The sequence below is a fragment of the Marinoscillum sp. HNIBRBA16962 genome (assembly GCF_057801515.1).
Genome location: NZ_CM173603.1, coordinates 4,894,502 through 4,915,295 on the forward strand (window position 1 = coordinate 4,894,502; position 20,794 = coordinate 4,915,295).

21 protein-coding genes are annotated in these 20,794 nt (G+C 44.3%); 11 read left to right on the forward strand and 10 right to left on the reverse strand.

All coding sequences use genetic code 11. From position 1 onward, the window contains the following. Positions 1-4 precede the first annotated feature (4 nt). On the forward strand, positions 5-799 hold the full coding sequence (locus AC3E9V_RS20390; RefSeq protein WP_488750014.1) for an SDR family NAD(P)-dependent oxidoreductase: 795 nt from the start codon (positions 5-7) through the stop codon (positions 797-799). A gap of 117 nt (positions 800-916) precedes the next feature. Then, entirely contained in the window at positions 917-1,270 is a 354-nt protein-coding gene (locus tag AC3E9V_RS20395) for a hypothetical protein (RefSeq protein ID WP_488750015.1), read from the forward strand. A 205-nt stretch (positions 1,271-1,475) separates the two neighbouring features. Here AC3E9V_RS20395 and AC3E9V_RS20400 read toward each other — a convergent pair whose 3' ends face one another. Then, on the reverse strand, positions 1,476-2,066 hold the full coding sequence (locus AC3E9V_RS20400; protein ID WP_488750016.1) for a DUF2179 domain-containing protein: 591 nt from the start codon (positions 2,064-2,066) through the stop codon (positions 1,476-1,478). Between the two features lie 66 nt (positions 2,067-2,132). Here AC3E9V_RS20400 and AC3E9V_RS20405 point away from each other — a divergent pair, with 66 nt between their 5' ends. From AC3E9V_RS20405 to AC3E9V_RS20415, 3 genes are read left to right on the forward strand one after another with little or no spacing between them, the layout of a single operon-like run. Continuing rightward, positions 2,133-2,684: a DUF1572 family protein gene (locus AC3E9V_RS20405; protein ID WP_488750017.1), complete on the forward strand. Its 552-nt coding sequence runs from the start codon at positions 2,133-2,135 to the stop codon at positions 2,682-2,684. Then, complete coding sequence (locus tag AC3E9V_RS20410; RefSeq protein WP_488750018.1) at positions 2,681-3,565, forward strand: RluA family pseudouridine synthase; 885 nt, start codon at positions 2,681-2,683, stop codon at positions 3,563-3,565. The genes AC3E9V_RS20405 and AC3E9V_RS20410 overlap by 4 nt, the downstream gene beginning before the upstream one ends. Positions 3,566-3,581: 16 nt before the next feature. Beyond that, positions 3,582-4,100 (forward strand): GNAT family N-acetyltransferase, encoded by a 519-nt coding sequence (locus AC3E9V_RS20415; RefSeq protein WP_488750019.1) that lies wholly within the window; start codon positions 3,582-3,584, stop codon positions 4,098-4,100. 220 nt (positions 4,101-4,320) lie between these two features. On the opposite strand, the gene AC3E9V_RS20420 is transcribed toward AC3E9V_RS20415, so the two are convergent. Next, a complete protein-coding gene (locus tag AC3E9V_RS20420) occupies positions 4,321-5,502 on the reverse strand; it encodes a DUF255 domain-containing protein (protein WP_488750020.1) in 1,182 nt (393 codons plus the stop codon). A 31-nt stretch (positions 5,503-5,533) separates the two neighbouring features. Here AC3E9V_RS20420 and AC3E9V_RS20425 point away from each other — a divergent pair, with 31 nt between their 5' ends. Both AC3E9V_RS20425 and AC3E9V_RS20430 read left to right on the forward strand, forming a co-directional pair. Then, a complete protein-coding gene (locus AC3E9V_RS20425) occupies positions 5,534-6,133 on the forward strand; it encodes a DUF1684 domain-containing protein (RefSeq protein ID WP_488750021.1) in 600 nt (199 codons plus the stop codon). 178 nt (positions 6,134-6,311) lie between these two features. Beyond that, positions 6,312-7,442, forward strand: a complete 1,131-nt coding sequence (locus AC3E9V_RS20430) for a THUMP domain-containing class I SAM-dependent RNA methyltransferase (RefSeq protein WP_488750022.1) — start codon at positions 6,312-6,314, stop codon at positions 7,440-7,442. 5 nt (positions 7,443-7,447) lie between these two features. Here AC3E9V_RS20430 and AC3E9V_RS20435 read toward each other — a convergent pair whose 3' ends face one another. Then, entirely contained in the window at positions 7,448-8,209 is a 762-nt protein-coding gene (locus AC3E9V_RS20435; protein ID WP_488750023.1) for a DUF6503 family protein, read from the reverse strand. A gap of 340 nt (positions 8,210-8,549) precedes the next feature. On the opposite strand from AC3E9V_RS20435, the gene AC3E9V_RS20440 reads away from it, so the two are divergent. Further along, positions 8,550-9,332 carry a hypothetical protein gene (locus AC3E9V_RS20440; RefSeq protein WP_488750024.1) on the forward strand — a complete coding sequence of 261 codons (783 nt, stop codon included), beginning with the start codon at positions 8,550-8,552 and terminating at the stop codon, positions 9,330-9,332. After that, a complete protein-coding gene (locus tag AC3E9V_RS20445) occupies positions 9,329-10,243 on the forward strand; it encodes a sialate O-acetylesterase (RefSeq protein ID WP_488750025.1) in 915 nt (304 codons plus the stop codon). Before AC3E9V_RS20440 ends, AC3E9V_RS20445 begins: the two co-directional genes overlap by 4 nt. A gap of 7 nt (positions 10,244-10,250) precedes the next feature. Here AC3E9V_RS20445 and AC3E9V_RS20450 read toward each other — a convergent pair whose 3' ends face one another. Continuing rightward, complete coding sequence (locus AC3E9V_RS20450; protein ID WP_488750026.1) at positions 10,251-10,721, reverse strand: hypothetical protein; 471 nt, start codon at positions 10,719-10,721, stop codon at positions 10,251-10,253. 274 nt (positions 10,722-10,995) lie between these two features. On the opposite strand from AC3E9V_RS20450, the gene AC3E9V_RS20455 reads away from it, so the two are divergent. Next, positions 10,996-11,418 (forward strand): SiaC family regulatory phosphoprotein, encoded by a 423-nt coding sequence (locus AC3E9V_RS20455; protein ID WP_488750027.1) that lies wholly within the window; start codon positions 10,996-10,998, stop codon positions 11,416-11,418. A gap of 10 nt (positions 11,419-11,428) precedes the next feature. Here the strand turns inward: AC3E9V_RS20455 and AC3E9V_RS20460 are convergent, their stop codons facing one another. After that, positions 11,429-13,303 (reverse strand): ABC-F family ATP-binding cassette domain-containing protein, encoded by a 1,875-nt coding sequence (locus tag AC3E9V_RS20460; RefSeq protein ID WP_488750028.1) that lies wholly within the window; start codon positions 13,301-13,303, stop codon positions 11,429-11,431. A 139-nt stretch (positions 13,304-13,442) separates the two neighbouring features. Between AC3E9V_RS20460 and AC3E9V_RS20465 the strand changes: the two genes are divergently transcribed. After that, complete coding sequence (locus tag AC3E9V_RS20465) at positions 13,443-15,239, forward strand: M61 family metallopeptidase (protein ID WP_488750029.1); 1,797 nt, start codon at positions 13,443-13,445, stop codon at positions 15,237-15,239. An 81-nt stretch (positions 15,240-15,320) separates the two neighbouring features. On the opposite strand, the gene AC3E9V_RS20470 is transcribed toward AC3E9V_RS20465, so the two are convergent. The 5 genes from AC3E9V_RS20470 to AC3E9V_RS20490 all read right to left on the reverse strand — a co-directional run bounded on the left by AC3E9V_RS20470 (position 15,321) and on the right by AC3E9V_RS20490 (position 20,562). Beyond that, positions 15,321-15,671 (reverse strand): DoxX family protein, encoded by a 351-nt coding sequence (locus AC3E9V_RS20470; protein WP_488750030.1) that lies wholly within the window; start codon positions 15,669-15,671, stop codon positions 15,321-15,323. A gap of 69 nt (positions 15,672-15,740) precedes the next feature. Beyond that, on the reverse strand, positions 15,741-16,526 hold the full coding sequence (locus AC3E9V_RS20475; protein ID WP_488750031.1) for a hypothetical protein: 786 nt from the start codon (positions 16,524-16,526) through the stop codon (positions 15,741-15,743). 45 nt (positions 16,527-16,571) lie between these two features. Beyond that, positions 16,572-17,807 (reverse strand): porin family protein, encoded by a 1,236-nt coding sequence (locus tag AC3E9V_RS20480; protein WP_488750032.1) that lies wholly within the window; start codon positions 17,805-17,807, stop codon positions 16,572-16,574. Then, a complete protein-coding gene (locus AC3E9V_RS20485; RefSeq protein ID WP_488750033.1) occupies positions 17,804-18,358 on the reverse strand; it encodes an RNA polymerase sigma factor in 555 nt (184 codons plus the stop codon). Before AC3E9V_RS20485 ends, AC3E9V_RS20480 begins: the two co-directional genes overlap by 4 nt. A gap of 53 nt (positions 18,359-18,411) precedes the next feature. Next, on the reverse strand, positions 18,412-20,562 hold the full coding sequence (locus tag AC3E9V_RS20490; protein WP_488750034.1) for a cadherin domain-containing protein: 2,151 nt from the start codon (positions 20,560-20,562) through the stop codon (positions 18,412-18,414). Between the last annotated feature and the right edge of the window lie 232 nt (positions 20,563-20,794).

Here is a 20,794-nt window from a genome sequence, read left to right on the forward strand (position 1 = left end):
ACTAATGCTTTTATCAGATAAGAAAGTTTTCATTACGGGAGGTAGCGCCGGCATTGGAAAGGCTCTGCTTGACGAATTAGTGAGCAATTACCGGGTAAGGGATCTGGCGGTGATCGGAAGAAGGAAGGGTGCCTTGGATCAGCTGAAAATTGAATACCCTGAAGTCAATTTTCTCCTCATTCAGGGCGATATAGGCAAGCCGGAAGATCTTGACAGGGCATTTAGCCTGATCCAAAACGAATGGGGGGAGCTGGACATCCTTATCAATAATGCCGGAGTGGTAAGTGCAGGTTTGCTGGATGAAATGACCGATGAAGATATCATCGACCAGGTTCATGTTAACCTCACAGGTGTATTATTAACCACCAAACGAGCCCTCCCTTTACTAAAGAAAAGCAAGGAAGGAGCTTTAATCAATGTGTCCTCTGGCCTGGGCTATATTGCCAGACCATTTTACAGTGTGTATGCTACAACCAAAGCTGGCATAAGACAGCTCTCAGAAGCCATGCGCCGTGAGCTATTTCAATACCCTATCCATGTAATGACCATCTATCCTACTGCCACAGACACACCGATGATGACTAATGCTGTGGTATCCAAAGAGATGGATGATCCAAAGATGGTGGCCACAGAGTCCATCAAAGGACTACTCAGGAAAGAGCATAATGTGATATTTGGTGGTCCACAGAGAGTTGAAGATATCAAAACAAATTTTAAGGATCCGGCTCAAATTGATAAGAAAATGGAAGGCCAATTTGAAGCTTTACGCGAACGGACCAAAAACCACCGTGCTATGTAAGCTACAACAACTATTTCTTTTGTACTTCCACCGATCGTAATTTGTCTTTTATCGAAAGCATTTGTTCGATTCTGAATGGAATACGTACATTTCATTAGACTTTAAACACATGGTATTATGGATATGTACGAACTAAACAGACTAATAGAACGTGTGGCAACCATACAAAGCCATTTACAAAAGAATGAAGGTGATCCGCTATTAACTGAGTCCCTTCAAAACCATCTAAGTACTATAAATACCCGATATGGCATCTACCTCAATGACTTACTGTTCGATGTGTATGATGAATACTGCGAGGATAACGAGATCCAAAACATTGAGAAGTATTTGACCCCCGAAGGCGTACCTGTAGAAGCCGATGATTTTCCGGGTGTAAAATACCGACTAAAACTTAAGCCGTTCCCACTACGCTTTGAAATGGAAAACAAAGCACGAGGAAACCATGAGGTCGTTTGGCGGGCAGCTTAGGACCATTCAGTTACCTATTCTGAAGTAAGCACTTATTCCAATATTAGCCGGACTTAAATCCAGGTTAAAGTCATTGTCTTGAAAGTTGTATGAGACCCCTGAGGTTCTCAGTGTTATTAAAATGCGATCATGTATTCGATAGCCCAGTCCAGGACTAATGGCCATAATAAAATAGTCGGCATATAAAATTTTATGACACATCCTGTTAAGATCCCACAAATCTTTTCCTGAAGCCGAACCCTTTTTCATCTGAAATATCCTCATCACTAACACGTTTCACTCCTTCCACCGTGTAAAACGCTTTGGGATTATAGCGTTTTATTGCCCCAATGGTGGCCTTGAGATCTTCCCGCTTGATCACTGTAAATAAAATATTGACATTTCCTTCTGCAGACATAGCGTCCACACTTGAGTAGCGGTAACCCTGATCAGTAAAATACGCCACCAGCTCATCGGCCGGCATCCGGGTTATCACTCGTACCACTACTCTACCAATAGCCAGCTTTTCTTCTATCAGCATACCCACCAGTATACCGAAAGCAAAACCTCCCGCATAAGCAACATAGGTTGGCCAGCTGGAGAGGTTCTGAAATATCTGGCTGATGGCCAGAAGCCAGATCAGCGCTTCGAAAAAACCCAAAAAGGTAGACAGCAACTTTTTGCTGTGAAGCATAAAAATAATCCTGACGGTATTGATAGACACATCCAATATGCGTGCAGCGAAAATCAAAACCGGCAATACCACATACTGAAACATGAAGGGATCCAGCCCCAGGGTTTCTGCTAATGAACTCATGCTGACAAAAGTACAAATATCCTTACGGAGGAGCTGATAAAGATTCAGCTATACTTAATTTTAGGTATGGAATCATTTTTAGACAATACCATAAAACTCTCAAAGTACTACCGCACATTGGGAGAAAAAACGATATCGCGTCTTACGGATGAGGAACTCAAGTGGAGTGCCGGTCCCTCATCTAATAGCGTAGCAGTGATTGTGAAGCATCTCTGGGGCAACATGCTTTCCCGCTGGACCAATTTCCTTACCGAAGATGGTGAAAAACCCTGGAGACAGCGAGAAGCGGAATTTGATAATGACCTGGCAGACAAAGAGGAAGTGCTCAGCAAATGGAACGAAGGGTGGGATTGCTTCACTAAAGCCCTTGAATCCCTGACTGATAATGACTTGGAAAAGATTGTGTACATAAGAAATGAAAGCCACACCGTTGCAGATGCCATTCAGCGACAAATAGCCCATTACCCCTACCATGTGGGGCAGATCATTTTTATAGGCAAACTGTTAAAAGGAGATGCCTGGGAAAGCCTGTCGATCCCCAAAGGAGGATCAGTGAAATACAACGCAGAAAAATTCGCCTCCGAAAAAAGAGATCAGCACTTTACAGATAATGTATGATCCTGATAAAGCAGTATAAAGTAGATAACTATGAAAAAGACATCAGACTGGTGGATTACGCCATCAACTTATTTGCGGAGCTTCCTACGAAAAACAGTGTAAAAAAGGCACTCAAAAATGGATCTCTACGGCTGAAGGATACCTCAGCGGCAACCGGGACACTTATAGAAAAAGGGATGATTCTGGAATTGTACGATTTACAGCAAAATCCACCGAAACCTTATCATGAACATCTCGATATCATTTATGAAGACCCCGACCTAGCTATTGCAAACAAGCCTTCCGGCCTGCCCACTTCGGGAAACCAGTTCAGAACCCTGGAAAACATCATGGTTAATCAGATAACTCTTCCGGATAATCCCGAATACCTGAAATGGCCAAAACCTGTACACAGACTGGACAGTGCAACCAGCGGTCTGGTAATCGTCGCAAAAACCATCGATGCACGATATTTACTCGGGCAGGCATTTGAAAATCGTATGATACAAAAGACCTATCACGCATTGGTCATGGGGCGTACGCCAGCACATGGAACTATGGATGATCACATCTGCAACAAACCCTCCAGGACAGACTACCGGAGAATAAAGGAAGTGAGATCAATCAAAAACAAATGCCTGACGCTGTTAAAATTAGCGCCCAAAACAGGTCGTACCCACCAGATCCGGATCCACTGTGCCCGTGCGGGATTTCCGATCTATGGGGACAAAATATATGCAGGAAAAACCATTCAACATAAAGGCCTGTTTTTAGCGGCTACAGGCCTTTCATTCGATCACCCCATATCAGAAGATCGTCTGAATATTTGTATTGACATCCCGCCCAATTTCTTGTCCAGAATGAAAAACGAACAAAAAAGGTGGGAAAAACACCAGAATTGATGGTAAACAAGTATAGATGAAATTAAAAATTCAAAAAGCCAATACAGACCATATTCCCGAATTGCTGGAGTTTGCTAAAGCCAATTTCATAGCCACATATGCACACTTAAACACGAAAGAAAATATGGAGAACTACCTTCGAAGCAATTTCACGGAAAGCGCTTTTTCAAATGAGTTCTCGCATCCCGAATCTGAATTTTTCATTGCCAGTAATCAGGATGAAATAATGGGCTACTTCAAAGTGAACTTAGGTGGAGCACAAACAGAACCAGATCAGCCTAATAGCTGTGAGGTTGAGCGGATCTATGTCAGGCCTGAACACAAAGGTCAGGGAATAGGACGGAAACTCTTTGAAACCGCAGTAGAATTCGCCAAAAACCAGGGCACCGATTACCTGTGGCTGGGCGTATGGGAAAAAAACACCAAAGCTATCGCCTTTTATCAGCGATTAGGGATGAAAAAAATCGGCACCCACATTTTCCAGTTGGGAGATGAGGCACAGACCGACCTTCTCCTCAGGTATGATTTTGATTAACTCGCTTTATTCACTGCAGAGTCACGCCAACATCATCTACATTAAAATGAAAAGCGGGTTAAACCTACTTTGATAAATTATATTGAATGATTATAATGGAGTATGGGTTTGAACAAATATTCCCCCTTTTTCTTGTAAAGGGGGCGATGGGGGTTATAGAAAAATTTATCAAACCCATACTCCATTGCTGCTTATCGGCTAAGTTGACGTAGAAGTAGGATTAATACCCTGACTCAAACTTGTCCAGCTGTGCCTCATAATGCATGAGGTCCTGCTGCTCAAACTCAGCGGCCTGCAGGGCTTTTTTAGCATATTTTATAGCTTCCTTCTGCTCTCCCAGCTTATAAAGCAAAGAAGCATAAGTATCCAGATATGAGGCATCTGCATAGTCATCCAGCACCTGCTCCATCCACTCCCTGGCGGCTGTCAACTGCTCAGCATTATCTACAAACAGGTAAAACTTCCACGCAAACTCATTCAGCTGCTCCGGGTCCGTAACTTCCTGCTCATTAACCACTTTTACGGCACTTTCGGCATAGAGGGGCCAGTCTTCCTTCAGATCTGCATATTTTAAGTTCACCATGGAGGACAGCTCCTCTTTTTGTTTGAAGTCGATTCGTGAAACCAGGCTCTTAAGTGCCTGCACAGCAAAAAGCGTATAATCCGCCTCTTCATAGATGTCTATAAACTGATCCAACAGTACATCGTAAACTTTCTGGTCAACCGTATCTTTTCCATACTTAAGAGCAAACATATCGTGGTAAGACATGAGGTACTGAAACTGCTCACTGTAAGGGTCATCCACATTGAGGTTAATCATTGCCCATGAGGCCTCATTGACCCATTCTTTCTGGGGAACACTGGAAAAATATCCTTCAACAAAATCATCTTTGCTCATGCAGGCATCCTCCAGCTTGTAGGAGTACTCCACCAGGAAATCCCTGGATCGCTCACCGGATTCAAACCTTTTCTGAAAGTCAAGGAGCCGGTTTTCACTCAATGCTTCTTTACCCAACTCGATCAGCTCACCACTCTCCAGAGCCCCACATCCCCGGTGTACCGCTACTCCTGCTCCGTTTACAAACAAAAGAGCAGGAAAGGCATAGATCTCGTAGTATTCCGTAAGCTCAACCCCCGGAAACACTTCCATATCCATTCGAATATTGATAAACTTTTTGTTGAAAAAACTCCCAACTTCCTGGTCGGTATAAGTATATTTCTCAATCTCCTCGCAAGGCTCACTCCAGTCCACATAGGCAGATAAAAAAACCAATTTTTCTTCTTCCTTTGCTTTCTCGAGTGCGTCAGTCCACTCCAGCTCCTGGAAGTCTATTCCTGACTGAGCATATCCCCAAAACGATATGAGGCAACTAAAAGCAGCGAAAATCGGTATCTTACTCATGAGTTTAATGCAGTTGGTCAACAAAGTTTCCATGAAGATAAGTATTACTCTTTTATTGATCATTATTTCTATCTCCTCCTTTAGTCAATCGGATTATGTCAAAGAGATTGTAGTATGGCAGGAAGAGCTCAATCAGACCTTTTCAAACAAGGAAGAAAGTCCCCTGGACAAAAAAACCATAAGGAAGTTTGAAGGACTGGATTTTTATCCGATAAATGAAACGTACCGTATTAAAGCGAAATTTATTCGTACTCCCAATGAGCTGCCATTTACCATGCCTACCACTCAGCAGCAGGTGCAGGTCTATGAAAAATATGGTGAGGCTCATTTCACTCTTGACAGTCAGGAAATAGTAATTCCCATTTACCAAAACCATCGACTGAAAGAGCAGGAAGGTTACGAAGACTATCTTTTCATGCCCTTTACAGACCCAACAAATGGATTTGACACATACGGTGGCGGGAGATATCTGGACCTGACCATTCCGGAGGATGATACCATTGTTATTGATTTCAATAAGGCCTATAACCCTACCTGTGCCTATAATGCCAATTACTCATGCCCCATCCCTCCGAAAGAAAATGATATACCTGTACCCATCAAAGCAGGCGTCATGGCCTGGGAAAAATGATTTTTCACCAGAGTAAAACGACTTTAAAAAGTCGCTCTAAGGCTAAATAGCCAAAGTCTGGCAAAACGATTTTCAAAGTCGTTCTATTAAATGTCGTTTTCCTTCCGGAAACGGGAAATCGGTATTTTCTAATTCACAAAAACAAGCAGATGACTAACTTCGCACAAAAAGAAAAAGCGTGAAGCTGCATATCAAAACCCTGCATGGATTAGAAGAGATTTTAGCTAAGGAACTGACCGAGCTTGGTGCAAAATCTGTTAAGCCCCATAAGCGCTCAGTAGCTTGTGAAGGCGATCTGGAGTTTCTCTACAAAGCCAACATGCACCTCCGGACTGCTCTCAAAGTACTTGTGCCTGTTCACCAGTTTCAGGCCACAACTGAAGATCAGCTTTACAAAGAGGTATACAACCATGACTGGTCCAGGTATTTAAGCATCTATCAGACGTTTGCTATCGATAACACAATCTTTTCTGAGTTTTTCAAACATTCAAAATACGCAGCGCTGAAAACAAAAGACGCTATTGTTGACCAGTTTAGAAAGAAATATGGCAAACGTCCTTCAGTGGATATTAAAAAACCGGACATTCAGTTTGACCTTTATGCCTACAAAGATCAGTTTACCATTTCACTGGATAGCTCGGGAGGCACTTTAAACCAGAGAGGTTACCGTGGACCCGGGCATAAAGCTCCTCTAAACGAAGTTTTAGCGGCAGGCCTGCTACAGCTTGCAGGCTGGAACAAAGACATTCCCCTCGTAGATCCCATGTGTGGTACGGGAACCATACTGATAGAAGCGGCGATGCTGGGGCAAAATATCCCTCCTCAAATAAACAGATCCGATTTTAGTTTTAAAAACTGGAAAAACTACCAACCAACCATCTGGAATAAGGTGGTCACTGAGGCCAGAGCTCAGGTCAGGAAATCCAAACTCAACATCACCGGCGGAGACATTGACCCTGAAACAGTCCTCAATGCCAATAAATCCCTCAGGAAATTTAAGCTGAATGATGTCGTAAGCATTAGGACAGTGGCTCTTGCTGAGCACCTACCCGGCACGACAGGTGGAATGCTGATTAGTAATCCTCCCTATGGCGAGCGTATTGGCAGAGATTCCACCAATGAGTTTTACACGTCTATTGGCGATGCTTTGAAAAACAATTTCACAGGGTTTGACGCCTGGCTGTTGAGCTCCAATATGGAGGCTTTCAAACATGTCCGTTTGAAAGCCTCAAAGAAAATTGTCCTCTTCAATGGTCCGCTGGAGTGTAAATTCCAGAAGTACGAGATGTACAAAGGCAGCCGGGAATGATCTGGTTACTCTGCTATCCGGGCATTGTCCGGCATTTCAAAAAGCGCATCGTCCGGCTGCTTATCCGAAATGACTACATTACTAAAAGTAGCAGCCCCACTCGGATCACCCACTTCCCCATCTTTGTATTGATACCACTGCAGATTTACCGGAAGCCTGAGTCCATTGTACTCCGCCCAGTCGGAATACCTGATCAAATTATAGCTATCGGCGGACTTCTTACTAAAATAGGTAACCGTATACATTAACCACTCCATCTGGTTGGTTTCCTGATCATAATACAGGATGTAGTTGTCCTTTGGGGAATCGCCTACCCCGGACTCAAAAGATACCTTTACAGCGCCGTATTTCTTTCCCATAATTTCTTTAGGCTCCAGATCTTCATACCGGATACCCGGATCTCCCAACACAAAAGGCATGGCAAAAAAGTAGAAATACAGATTATGATAAAATCGCGCATTGTCTGCTTTGACAGTATCTGGTGAGACCCACACATTTTTGCCATCAAACCCAATAGTCCGGTTTGTACTTTCTATTAGTGTTTTCCGGTCTTCCAGGGATATGAGCTGGTGTTCTCCACTTTCCATATCATACGCCAATCGATTCATTTTATCCCAAAGCCTGTATCCCCCATGAGCCTGAAACACTTTGGAAATAGAGGCTGAGTGATGCACCGGGGCTTCCTCTTTTCCCTCACGATCATTAGTTGAGGTCGACGTACAGGAGGAAGCCAAAAGGATTGTAAATAGTAAGCTTATGTTTTTCATACCACTAAATAAGCGTCTGTCCGCAATACCATCCTTAAAATGGATCACTTAGTAGCTGAAAAGTAGTCTGCCTAACACTCCGCGTAAATTACCTTAGCACAAAGCTCAAAACATAATCCAACATAACTATTTGATCAGCGGATACTTAAAATGAATCTCATAGATCAAACTCAATGTTAGCATCTACTTCAAACACATAGTTATATGTAATACATAATAGAAAAAGAGGTAAAGATGAGACGCATACACATATTGAAAATAAAGTCAGGAAAGCGACAATGGAGAGTTGTCGCTTTTTTACGAAAATTCGTAAATTCATTGAGTCATCAACATCTCTTTTATGGCTCGCATTCATCTCTTCGAGTTTGAAGACCAGAAATGGTTTCCCGGTTTTCTGAGAAATTATGGAACGGATTTCTTACAGTTTCTGGCCAATGCCACTAAAATGTACAGACCTGTAGTGCCTATATTGGAAGAGCTCATTACCAAAACTCAAATGTACCATATTGTAGATCTTGGGTCAGGAGGTGGCGGAGGATGGCTTTGGCTGGCCAGAGAACTTAAGAGCAGGGTTAGCACCCTGAAGATCACCCTGACAGATATCTATCCTAACATGAATGCATTTACCTATGCATCAAAGCAATCGGATATTATCAGCTTTCAGGAAACTCCCGTGGATGCAAAAGATGTACCCGAAAAACTCCAGGGAATCCGAACCCAATTTCTGGCGCTACACCATTTCCGCCCCTCAGAAGCCAGCAAAATATTACAAAATGCAGTAAATAGTAACAGCCCTATCGCCATCTTCGAAGCACAGGAACGCAGTATACCAAGCTTCCTGGCTATGTTCTTTTCGCCTGTTACCGTACTGCTAACCACTCCGTTTATCCGACCATTTAATTTTGGCAGGATTATTTTCACTTACATTATTCCTATCGTTCCGCTTTTTGTATGGTGGGATGGGATGGTGTCCTGTTTGCGTACCTACTCTGTAGCAGAAATGCAGCTTTTGATTGAAAATCTGGAAGGAAAGGAAAATTTTGAGTGGAAAACTGACAGACTAAAATCCGGCCCCGGAATAATTTTATATCTTGCGGGAATTCCAAAAACAACCTCAAGATGAAAGTATTTTTTAGCTTATTTTTTGCGTGCATCATACTAACCGCTTATTCCCAAAACGGTGATCGCTATCTACTTTTTTACCTGGGCGGACAATCCAATATGGATGGTTATGGCTATGTAAAAGAGCTACCCGATTCTCTCAACAGGACGTTTGAAAATGTGATGATATTTCATGGGAATACGCTTCCCGATAATGCTAAAACCGGGGGAGATGGTATCTGGTCACCCTTAAAACCAGGGCATGGTGTTGGTTTCAGTTCTGATGGCGCTAAAAATGATTATTCTGATCGATTTGGAGTGGAGCTGGCATTTGCCGACCGGCTACAGGAGCTGTTTCCCGGGGAAAAAATTGCTTTCATAAAGTACTCAAGGGGTGGAACATCTATTGACAGTCTGGCAGCAGACAATTTTGGTTGTTGGGAGCCGGACTTCAATGGGGAAAACGGAATTAATCAATACGACCATTTCCTGCAAACGGTAAAAAATGCCTTTCAAAACCAGGATATCAATGGGGATGGTAAGCCGGACGAACTCATCCCATCAGGTATTCTGTGGATGCAGGGAGAAAGTGACTCAAACAAAACCATTGCCATTGCCAATAAGTATTATGATAACCTGAAACGGCTTATGGATCTGATCCGGGCTGCATTTCGTACGGATGATCTGCCTGTAGTCATTGGCAAGATATCTGACTCGTGGAATGACAAGAACGATGGCAAGGTATGGGACTATGGCGAGCTGGTTCAGCATGCCCAGGAAGAATTTGCCCGGAGAGATAATAATGCAGCTATCGTAAGAACCACCCGATACTACAAATACTCAGACCCCTGGCACTATGATAGCCCGGGTTATATTGACCTGGGCACACAGTTTGCCAATGCTTATTACCAGCTTATAAAGGACAAAGACTAAAATTGGATTAAAGCACCTCTTTTCGTAACGTTTTGAGATCTTCGTTGATCTTAGTTAGGTCATTGGATACCAGCTCTTTAAACCGCTTCCAATTCTCCTCTTTCTGAGGCTTGTATAGAGCGATTTTTGTTTTTTGCTTGTTATTAAGCTGCTCCAGTACGGTCAGTTTTTTCTGATGATCAGCTTGAATATTGCCCTTTTCCGCAAGGACGGCAGACTTAAGCCCGGCGATAAGCTTCTCATTCTCACTGATGGTCTCAAACCAGCCTATTTTAGCATCAGCGTACTCCTCGAGTAATTTACTGTTATCAGGCTGAGGCTCAGTATCCGCTTGTACAGGAGTAGCCTCCTTATTTTCTGGTGCGGTGCTCGTTTCGCTTGCCTGTTCGGATTCTTCTTTTTCCTGAGTAGAAGAGCAATTAGTAAATACTATGCAGAAAAAAGCCAATAGGCCAATGATGATTTTAGTTATTTTCATTATATGGTTTGTTGACGGTTAGTTATTTGTTCCCAAAGGTATCTACCGTTTATCGCTATGCCAAAGTTACTTGAACTTATATTAATTAACGAACCCCGACTTCTAAGTGTTTTACCTAAAATCGACCCAATTTCACTTACCTGAAGCATAAGGTTTTACCTTAATTCATTTCATCATCCTTCTTCGCCTTATACCTAAATTTTTAAAATCGGTGAATCACTCTAACACAGCGCACAATTAGTTGTGAAATTTGCATCACCGACTAAATAACTTTATGGAACCAACTAAAAAAAGAAACGAAATCAATTTAAAGTCAAATCAAAACGACATCCTGATCTCAGCCACTGCACATACTCCCTTTGTGAAGTATAAAGCGTCCAAAGGAATCCTTATCATTAGAGGGTTTTCTTTAGAAGTAGATATACATAAATTCTACGACCCGATCATCACCCGGATCAAAAAAGAGGTGGTAAAAAGCCAAAAGCTGGATCTGTACTTTGACCTGGATGACCTAAATACCAGTACAGCAAAAATCCTGTTCAATCTTTTCAACTTTCTGAGTACGCAAAAAACCAACGGTTGTGATGTCAGTGTATTCTGGAAAGCGAATACTCCTGAAATGGCAGAAACTGCTATGGATTATGCAAAATTCACGGGATTGGAATTTAATTTACGCTCTTTACATCAGGCCGCTTAGTCCATCATGACTATTCGGCTCGCTCACTTAACTCCAACCAGCGCATTTCTTTCTCTTCCAGCTCAGCTTTTACTTCTTCGAGCCGCTCAGCCAGTTGCCGGAGCTCTTCATAATCCGTTTTTGAATTCATTTCCCCGGCGATACGATCCTTTTCCCGCTCCAGCTCTGCTATGACACCTTCTAACTCACCGTACTCACGCTGCTCATTGTAAGAAAGACGCTTTTTCTCCTCTTTTGGAGCCTTTGATACTTCTTTCTCAGGCTTCTTTTTTTCATCCTGGACCATCATTACAGGCATTCCTCCCTGTTCCCTCAGGTCTGTGTAATTTCCGGGGAAATCACGCACCTTCCCATTCCCTTCAAAAACAAACAAATGATCGGTCAGCCGATCCATAAAGTACCGGTCGTGAGAGACGATCATCAGGCATCCGTCAAAGGTTTCCAGGTAGTCCTCCAAAACATTCAGGGTCATCAGGTCCAGGTCGTTGGTTGGCTCATCAAGGATCAGGAAGTTAGGGTTTTTCATCAGCACCCTCAACAGCTGTAACCTACGCCGCTCACCACCACTTAGCTTACCCACAAGGTTGAATTGCATTTTTGGTGGAAATAAAAACTGATTGAGCAACTGAGAGGCTGTAACTTCTGATCCATTATCCAGCTTGATCACCTCTGCAACCTCTTTTACAATATCGATCACACGCTTGTTGGGGTCAAATACCTGCTCTTCCTGCGTATAATAACCGAAATTAGTTGTCTGGCCAACCTCTCTTTTGCCATTGTCCGGTTTGATCTCACCTATGATCATGTTCAGAAAAGTAGATTTACCAACGCCATTGGGACCTATTACTCCTACTCTTTCTTTGCGCTGGAAGGTATGATTGAAGTGTTCCAGGATCTTCAGATCACCGTAGGTTTTGGATATCTGCTCCAGGATCAGGATCTTTTTCCCCTGCCGGTCTCCTCTGAGGTTGATATCCATCTCCTGACGCTGCACATTCTTGCCGGCCTTTTCTTTCGTATCGTAAAATGCTTCTACTCTGTACTTCGCTTTGGTCCCACGCGCTTTCGGCTGCCTGCGCATCCAGTCCAGCTCTTTTCTCAGCAGATTCTTTGCTTTATCCACACTGGCTGCATCCTGTGATTCCCTTTCGGCCTTCTTCTCAAGAAAATTTTTATAGTTCCCCTTGTACCTGAAGACCTTTCCATTATCTATTTCCAGAATTTCATTCGTCACCTTATCCAGGAAGTACCGGTCGTGCGTCACCATTAGTAATGTCAGGTTAGCTGTAGCTAAATAGTTTTCCAGCCATTCGATCACTTCCAGATCCAGGTGGTTTGTTGGTTCATCGAGGATCAAAAAATCCGGATTCACAATAAGTGCACGAGCCAGAGCCACCCGTTTTCGCTGACCTCCGGAGAGCTCACCCATCTTTTGCTCCAGCTGATGAATACCCAGCTGTCCGAGGATCTGCTTTACCTGACTTTCGTAATCCCACGCACTCAGCTGATCCATCTTTTCAAGCAAAGGAGTGATGTCCGGGGCATGATCCGGATCAATCGTTGCCTTATGTAGCGCCATTTCATAGTCCCTGATCACATTCAGCTCCTCAGTATCTTCTGCAAAGACTGCCTGCACCACATTATCCTCATCATCAAATTCGGGATTTTGCGGAAGCATGGAAACCCTAACACCCTTTCTAAAAGAAACTTCGCCCCGATCCGTGGGCTCCAGTCCGGCAATAATTTTTAGCAAGGTTGATTTACCACACCCGTTTACACCCACAAGGGCTGCCTTTTGACCCTGATCCAGACCAAAAGTAAGGTCCTCAAACAGCTGACGCTCGTCAAAGCTTTTAGCCAGACCCTCTACCGACAAATAGTTCATGACCGCAAAGTTATGCAGGTAGGAGAACTAAAAAGAAGAATAGTTTTTATTTGCGTACTTAGCTTTACCGGTAGTGATGCATTTTACTATCTTAGAACGGTCCTAAACCCGTATAAACTCAACTATACTCAAAATCAAAATGATCAAAAAAACATTAATCCTGATCCTGATCCTAATTTCAGCGAGTGTCCTTCATGCCCAAAACCCTGTAGTCTATTCACTGGACCTGGCAAACATTCACCATCACGAGCTCAGGATCAGTGTCGTTTTTGAAGACCTTAACCAAAACGTTCTGGAAATACGGATGCCAAACTCCTCCCCCGGTCGCTATGCCGAACACAACTTTGTCAAGAATGTCTATGAGGAGCAGGCATTTGACAAAAAAGGGAATGCGCTGGAAATCAGGAGGATATCTCCGTTTGCATGGACTGTGAAAGCTAAAAACGGTTATGTAAGGTTTGATTACACACTGTTTGGAAACCATGCGGACGGAACTTACACCGGGATAGACGCTAAACGACTCCACCTGAACATGCCGGCATCTTTTGTGTACGGAGTGGGGCTCCGGGAGCGGCCGGTTCATTTAGCTGTTGACCTGGATAACTACCCGGATTGGTCAGTCGCCACACAGCTCGTTCAAAAAGATGAAAGCACCTATTACGCTCCTAACTATTATTACTTCTATGACAGCCCTACGATGGTAGGCGATATCTCCTGGCGAAGATGGGATGTGGATGATCAGACTATAGAAATCGCCATGATGCATGATGGCACTGAAGCAGAGCTGGATAGTTATACACAATGGGTCAAAAGCATTGTGCTGGAAGAGCAGGAGATCTATGGAGAACTACCAGACTTTGATTACGGACGATATACTTTTCTAATGTCGTACAACCCCTGGGTACACGGTGATGGTATGGAGCACCGCAACTCTACCATCTGCTCAAGTAGCGGAAGCCTCGCAGGAAACGCCCAACGGCTCATTGGCACAGTGTCTCATGAGTTTTTCCATGCTTGGAACGTGGAGCGGATCCGGCCTGCATCCCTGGAGCCATTCGATTTTGATGAAGCAAATCTATCCGGAGAGCTGTGGTTTGCTGAAGGTTTTACCAGCTACTACGACGACCTGGTACTGTGTCGGGCCGGAATTCAAAGCCCTGAAGCGTATGTGAGCGGTCTTACCGGCACTATGAATTATGTCTTAAACAGCCCGGGCCGATCCATTAGAAACCCGATCCAGATGAGCCATAATGCCCCTTTTGTGGATGCAGCCACTGCAAATGATGAGACGAACTACTCCAATAATTTTATAAGCTACTACAGCTACGGTTCTGTCCTCGGTCTGGCGCTGGATCTGATGCTCAGAGAAAAATTTGAAGAGGTAACACTGGATGACTACATGAAGCTGGTCTGGGAAACATATGGTGAGCCTGAGGTGCCCTATACAATTGAAGACCTGCAATCCACTCTGGGAGACCTGACACGAAAGAAATTCGCAAAACAGTTTTTCAATGAGTTTATTTATCAAAGTAACCTTCCTGATTTTGAAGAGCTCTTCAGGGAATTTGGGGTGGGCATGGAATTGGCTGCTCCCGGTGAAGCTTATTTTGGCTACACAAAGCTTAATGAACAAAATGTCCTGGTATCCACTGTTTTGAGAGGAACGGCACTTTATGAGGCCGGAGTAGAAAGAGGGGATGTATTGATCTCCGTTGATGGCAAGTCTGTTACCTCAGATGCATCCTTCCGGGCTATACGAGATAGCCTGGTCGTTGGACAGGAATACAAAGTGGTTTACAACCAGCTGGGAGAAGAAAAAACGGGGACTTTTTTAGCTAAACAGGACCCTTCCGTAAAGGTGAGCTATCTGCCCGAAGAAGTGTGTAGTGAAGAACAACTGGTCAGAAGAAGAAAATGGCTGGAGATTGAGAACTAGTGCCGGACCACCTGAAAGGATGGAATAAAGGAGTTTTTTGTAAACTATAACGTCAATCAAGGATTGACACGACACCAGTACTCACACATATTGATAAGCCCACCAAATCAGTAAAAACTGCACAGGGAGTCGCAACCAGAGGACCCATAGCGGGACTTTCATGCCAGCTCCTTTCTGTTGCAGATGATATACGTTTGCCGGAAAAACAAGGATCAGAAGTACAATGATTCCCCACGCTGCATAGGACTGAAAAGGAGTAATCAACAAAACTCCCAAAGCCACTTCTGCAGCTCCGCTGGTCCAGTTGATCAGATCCAGGTACTCTAATGAAGGTGGGATGATCCGCTTATAAAAATTGGGATAGATGAAGTGGTTTAGGCCGGCCAGTATGTAAAATACCGCCATAGCATAAAGTCCCAGTGTATCACTCATAGAAGTAAGTTACATGAGAAATACTTTTCCTGCTAAAAAAAATTGGTAAGAGCAGGTTGTTCTGAAAACTTAATTATCATTTGCCCCATCATCTACCCAACAGGCGATCAAATCAATTTCCTCCTGAGAAAGGGATCCCTCTTTGGGCATAACTCCGGATTGCGTTAGGGATTTGATCCGGTCTGCATTCGAAATTATACTGCCTGATGTGGTAAGATTTGGAGACTGGGAACCATTGTGGCAGCCGGAGACAGCGCAGTTAGCGGATATTATGGGCGCTATTCGGTCTTGTAGACTTACACCGGTCGAAATCTCCACGCGCTCAGTGAATTCACACCCCTCACTATCTCTGACTGCAACTACGTGCTTTCCCGAAGAAAGCCCGCTAAAGCTACTTTCTGATTTATAACCTCCCGAACCAATGCGGTATTCATAAGGGGGAGTTCCCTGTGAAGCTGTAACCTGGATTGAACCATTTGCACTTTCGCAACCTGATGAGCTGGTAGTGACCTGAGAAATGACCACCCCATTAGGGTTTGTAATAGTCACACTCATGCTGACATTACATTCATTACCATCAGTGAGGGTCACCACATAGTTGCCTGCAGGTAAGTTGCTAAAATTCCCATTGTCCTGGGTAGTTCCGTTTGAAAGCTCAAATTGATATTGCTCATCACCTCCTGACCCCAGAACAGCAAAACCACCATCAGACTCTCCACAGGTGGCTGGTGTTGTCTCCGATAGCTCCAGGGTCGGCCCCTCTACCGAGCAATCAACCCGGGGATCTACATTATCTTGCTTACAACCAACTAAAATCCCGATCGATATGATCAATACTATAACTCTGCTCATCATCCTCCATTAAGTTTTTGGGACCAAATTCGAACCTGTCATGGTCCCTTACTGATCAAATTTGTACCTGAGTGTCAGTAGGGTACCGGTACTTACCAGGTCAATATTTCCCCATCCCACTTCCTTTAAAGGCTTTTTCACATAGGGTTCCAATCGGAAGTCAAAATGATCGCTGAGCCGGAAGGTTACCGCAATCGCCACATTGGCCACCCCCCACATAACCCTGGAGTTCTCCTCGGTTGACCATCCGCCCCCTGAACTACTTCCATATCCCCCATAGAGGAAGTCATATTTTTCATCCAGCAGCACATAGTTGCTTATACCAACAGCCGTAGAAAAATTCACCTTTGGAAGGTTGGTCCACTGGTACGAGATCATTACCGGAATATCAATTACTTTACAGGACCCATCTATTTCCTGAGGTGCAGATCCCCCCTGGTATGACCACCCGGATGGTGGGTTGTATTCTGCTCCGTCAGCAGTATATTTTTTACGATTTATCATGACACCACTGGATAATGTCCATCTTTTGGCCAGGTCAAAATAAAGCTGCCCGCCGAGCAATGCTGAAGCCGTCTTGGCGTTCGAAATTCCCACACTGTTAAAATCAGGAGCTAAAGACGCCCCTACTGACCATCGGCTCCAGAATGACCTATTCTCAGTTGCTGACGACTCTTCAGCATATAGTGGACGAGGCTCTGCGAATGCTTTCTTGTGAAACTCCCGGTCGGATACCGGAATTTGAACATCAGGAGATTTAGGCTCTACCTGCCAGGACTCAATAGATGCTGCTTCCCCGACCTGGTCACTTACAGGAGCTGGTTCTGTTTTTTCTTCCGTATCGAGCAGTACCAGGTTTCCATCAGAAGCAGCCTCCTGTCCGGACTTCACAGACGAAGCCTTTTCCGGCAGGGTTTCGCCCGTATCAGGGGTGTCTGAAAGCTTTGAAACAGGGCCAACCATGCTGATTTCAGGAATATTGATGGGATAGGCCTTTTCAGCCTGAGGGTACAAAACAGCCACCAGGTCCTGATCTCCGGTGCTCTGCTGCTCATTTTCGGTTAAATAAGCATGTGTAAACCACCCCGCAATAAATGTGATCGCCACCAGTACAACGCCCAGAACAGCAAGCTTTACCGGAGTTAGCCATCCGGCACTGCTACCAGGAATTGCAGCGGCATCTAACCGCTGCTCCAGCATCACCCAATCTGATTCCTGGTAGGAAAAGTCACTGTTTTCCAGTCGCTTCTTAAAGAAATCTTCTATGTTCCGGTTTTCCTTCATCGATCCTCAACCTCAAAAAAGACGTTCAAACTTTCCTGGAGCTTTCGTTTGGCTTTAAAGTAATTTGACTTAGATGTGCCTACGGAAATCCCAAGTTTTTCAGCAATTTCCTCATGCTTAAATCCCTCGATAGCATACAAATTAAACACTGCTCGATAAGCCGGGGGTAATTCTCTTACCAACGCTAATATTTCATCGTAACTGATCGAATCAAGCTGAGTCTCAGCAGTTCCTTTGCCATGAGCAGCCTCCAGAGCTACCTGTGCACTATGCTTATTTTGCTTTTTGAAATGATCGATCGATGCATTGATTAAAATCCTTCTCAGCCAGGGCTGAAATGGCATTTTTCGATCAAATTTTCTTAAGTAGGTAAAAACTTTCATGAAGCCATCATTCAAAATTTCAACCGCATCCTCCCTGGAAGAAGCATACCTCATACATATACTCATCCCAAAGCTGTAGTACTGCATATACAGCTCTTTCTGAGCAGAACGCTTATTCCTGATACATTCTTTCAGAAGTCTTGTAATATCTTGGTTCTGAGGATTCAACTATTTGCCCGGGTTTTACCTAATAATACCGCTGAAAATGATTGAGGGTTGCCTCAATGTTTTACCAGCAGTAATTTTTGTGCATTAACATTATCAGTCTCTATTATCAAAATATAAGTACCAGAATTTAATGTGCTTACATCATATACGCATCCATCTGTGCAGGTATTTTGCACAGGGCTTGCCTCCCCTGCCATTGACCCTGATAAAGAGAATATTTTGACTGAAAGGGGTCTCCTTTGTCCCACAGGCATCCGTAGGTTAAAGTATCCCCAGGCAGGGTTTGGGTAAATCAAAGCCTTATCTGTCTCACGATTTGATGCTAAAACTACCGGATTTTCAACCAAATTAACGATAACATCACCCTGAGCTTTACCGTCATTGCCGTCACTCACCTCTACTACAAGAGAAAATACTGGGGTGGTCTCATAATCCAGCGCCGATGAATTGTTGACTGTCAGCTCGCCTGTACTGCTGATCGCAAAAGCGTCACCGGTATTCCCCGATACAATCCCGTAAGTAAGGGCATCACCATCCGCATCCGTAGCAGTTACCATTCCTACAACCGTCCCGTTGCTGCTGTTCTCATCCAGTGCAAATTCTGCTGTGCTGATCTCAGGAGGTGTGTTTTCTACCACATCATTCAGGTTGACTGTCACCGTAGCCTGATCACTACCGCCATTGCCGTCACTCACCTCTACGGTCAGGGAAAATGCAGGGGTAGTCTCATAATCCAATGCCGATGAATTGTTGACTGTTAGCTCACCGGTACTGCTAATCGCAAAAGCGTCACCGGTATTCCCCGATACGATCCCATAAGTAAGCACATCACCATCCGCATCCGTAGCAGTTACCATTCCGACAACCGTCCCGTTGCTGCTGTTCTCATCCAGTGCAAATTCTGCTGTGCTGATCTCAGGAGGTGTGTTTTCTGCCACATCATTCAGGTTGACTGTCACCGTAGCCTGGTCACTTCCGCCATTGCCGTCACTCACCTCCACCGTCAGGGAAAATGCAGGGGTAGTCTCATAATCCAATGCTGATGAATTGTTGACTGTCAGCTCACCGGTACTGCTGATCGCAAAAGCGTCATCGGTATTCCCCGATACAATCTCATAAGTAAGCACATCACCATCCGCATCCGTAGCAGTTACCATTCCTACAACCGTCCCGTTGCTGCTGTTCTCATCCAGTGTGAATTCTGCGGTGCTTACCTCAGGAGGGGTGTTTTCTGCCACATCATTCAGGTTGACTGTCACCGTAGCCTGGTCACTACCGCCATTGCCGTCACTCACCTCCACCGTCAGCGAAAATGCAGGGGTAGTCTCATAATCCAATGCTGATGAATTGTTGACTGTCAGCTCACCGGTACTGCTAATCGCAAAAGCGTCACCGGTATTACCCGATACAATCTCATAAGTAAGGGCGTCACCATCCGGGTCCTCTGCCGACAAAGTTCCAACAACAGTAGTCGCAGGGCTCTCCTCATCTATGGAGAATGTAACATCATCTAACGTTGGAGGTGAATTTGGAACGGTATAGGTAACTGTAAGGACAGGGCGATTTGAGGCAACAGTATTTTCCCTGGTATCAAATCGTTTAGATGAAGAACCACCACCTTCTGCACCTATAACAATCCATCCAAAATTTGATGACGGATCCCCATACCAACTCGCCACTTCAGAAACCATGGTTTCTGAGGTCCAGTTGTAGACACCCACTCCGGACACACTTGTGCTTGCTGAGGGGGTAGCTGAATAGTCTCCTCCGGGAGCAGTCCAGCTGAGAGATCCGAAAAAGCGTTCATTCCAGGTGGCATCTCCCTCAGCTGCCGGAGCAAGAGCCCCTTCATTTGCTGGAGCATCCGAAGTGGATTCCCCCCAGTTGCTTTGCAGCTTATGCAAAGAAACCGTAGACGATCCCGTGTTCGTTTTGGACAGGTTTAAACGTAAACTAACATCCGTAATTGTAGCATTGTCAGGAATAGAGGAAAGATCAAACTGCAGGAGCCCACGAAATATTTTGCCGCCACTTGAAATGCCAGCTTTGCCTGTAAAAAAATGAATTCCACTACCATTGCTATTATCCGGTGTAGCATCCGCAATGGTATTATCCTTTGTCGAAACAATTTCTAAAGTGGTCTGACAATTTGCAACCTGTAATCCGCATATAAGGCCGCCAATCAGTATAAAAAAGTTTTTCATGATTAGAAGGTGATCTAAATACTTTAAATTAGAATTAGAAAATAGGTAATTACTCTTTAGGAGTACTGCGGTGAAACACCGTTTGGTTGCTTCGGATCAAAGCAAGATGTCATAGAAAAAAGAAAGCGCGACTACTCGGTAGTCGCGCCTCTATCACCGCCTAACCTTGCCTGGCAAGGATGCCAGACACTCATATAACTGAATGCAGCGATTTTGGTTCACTTTTTCAGGA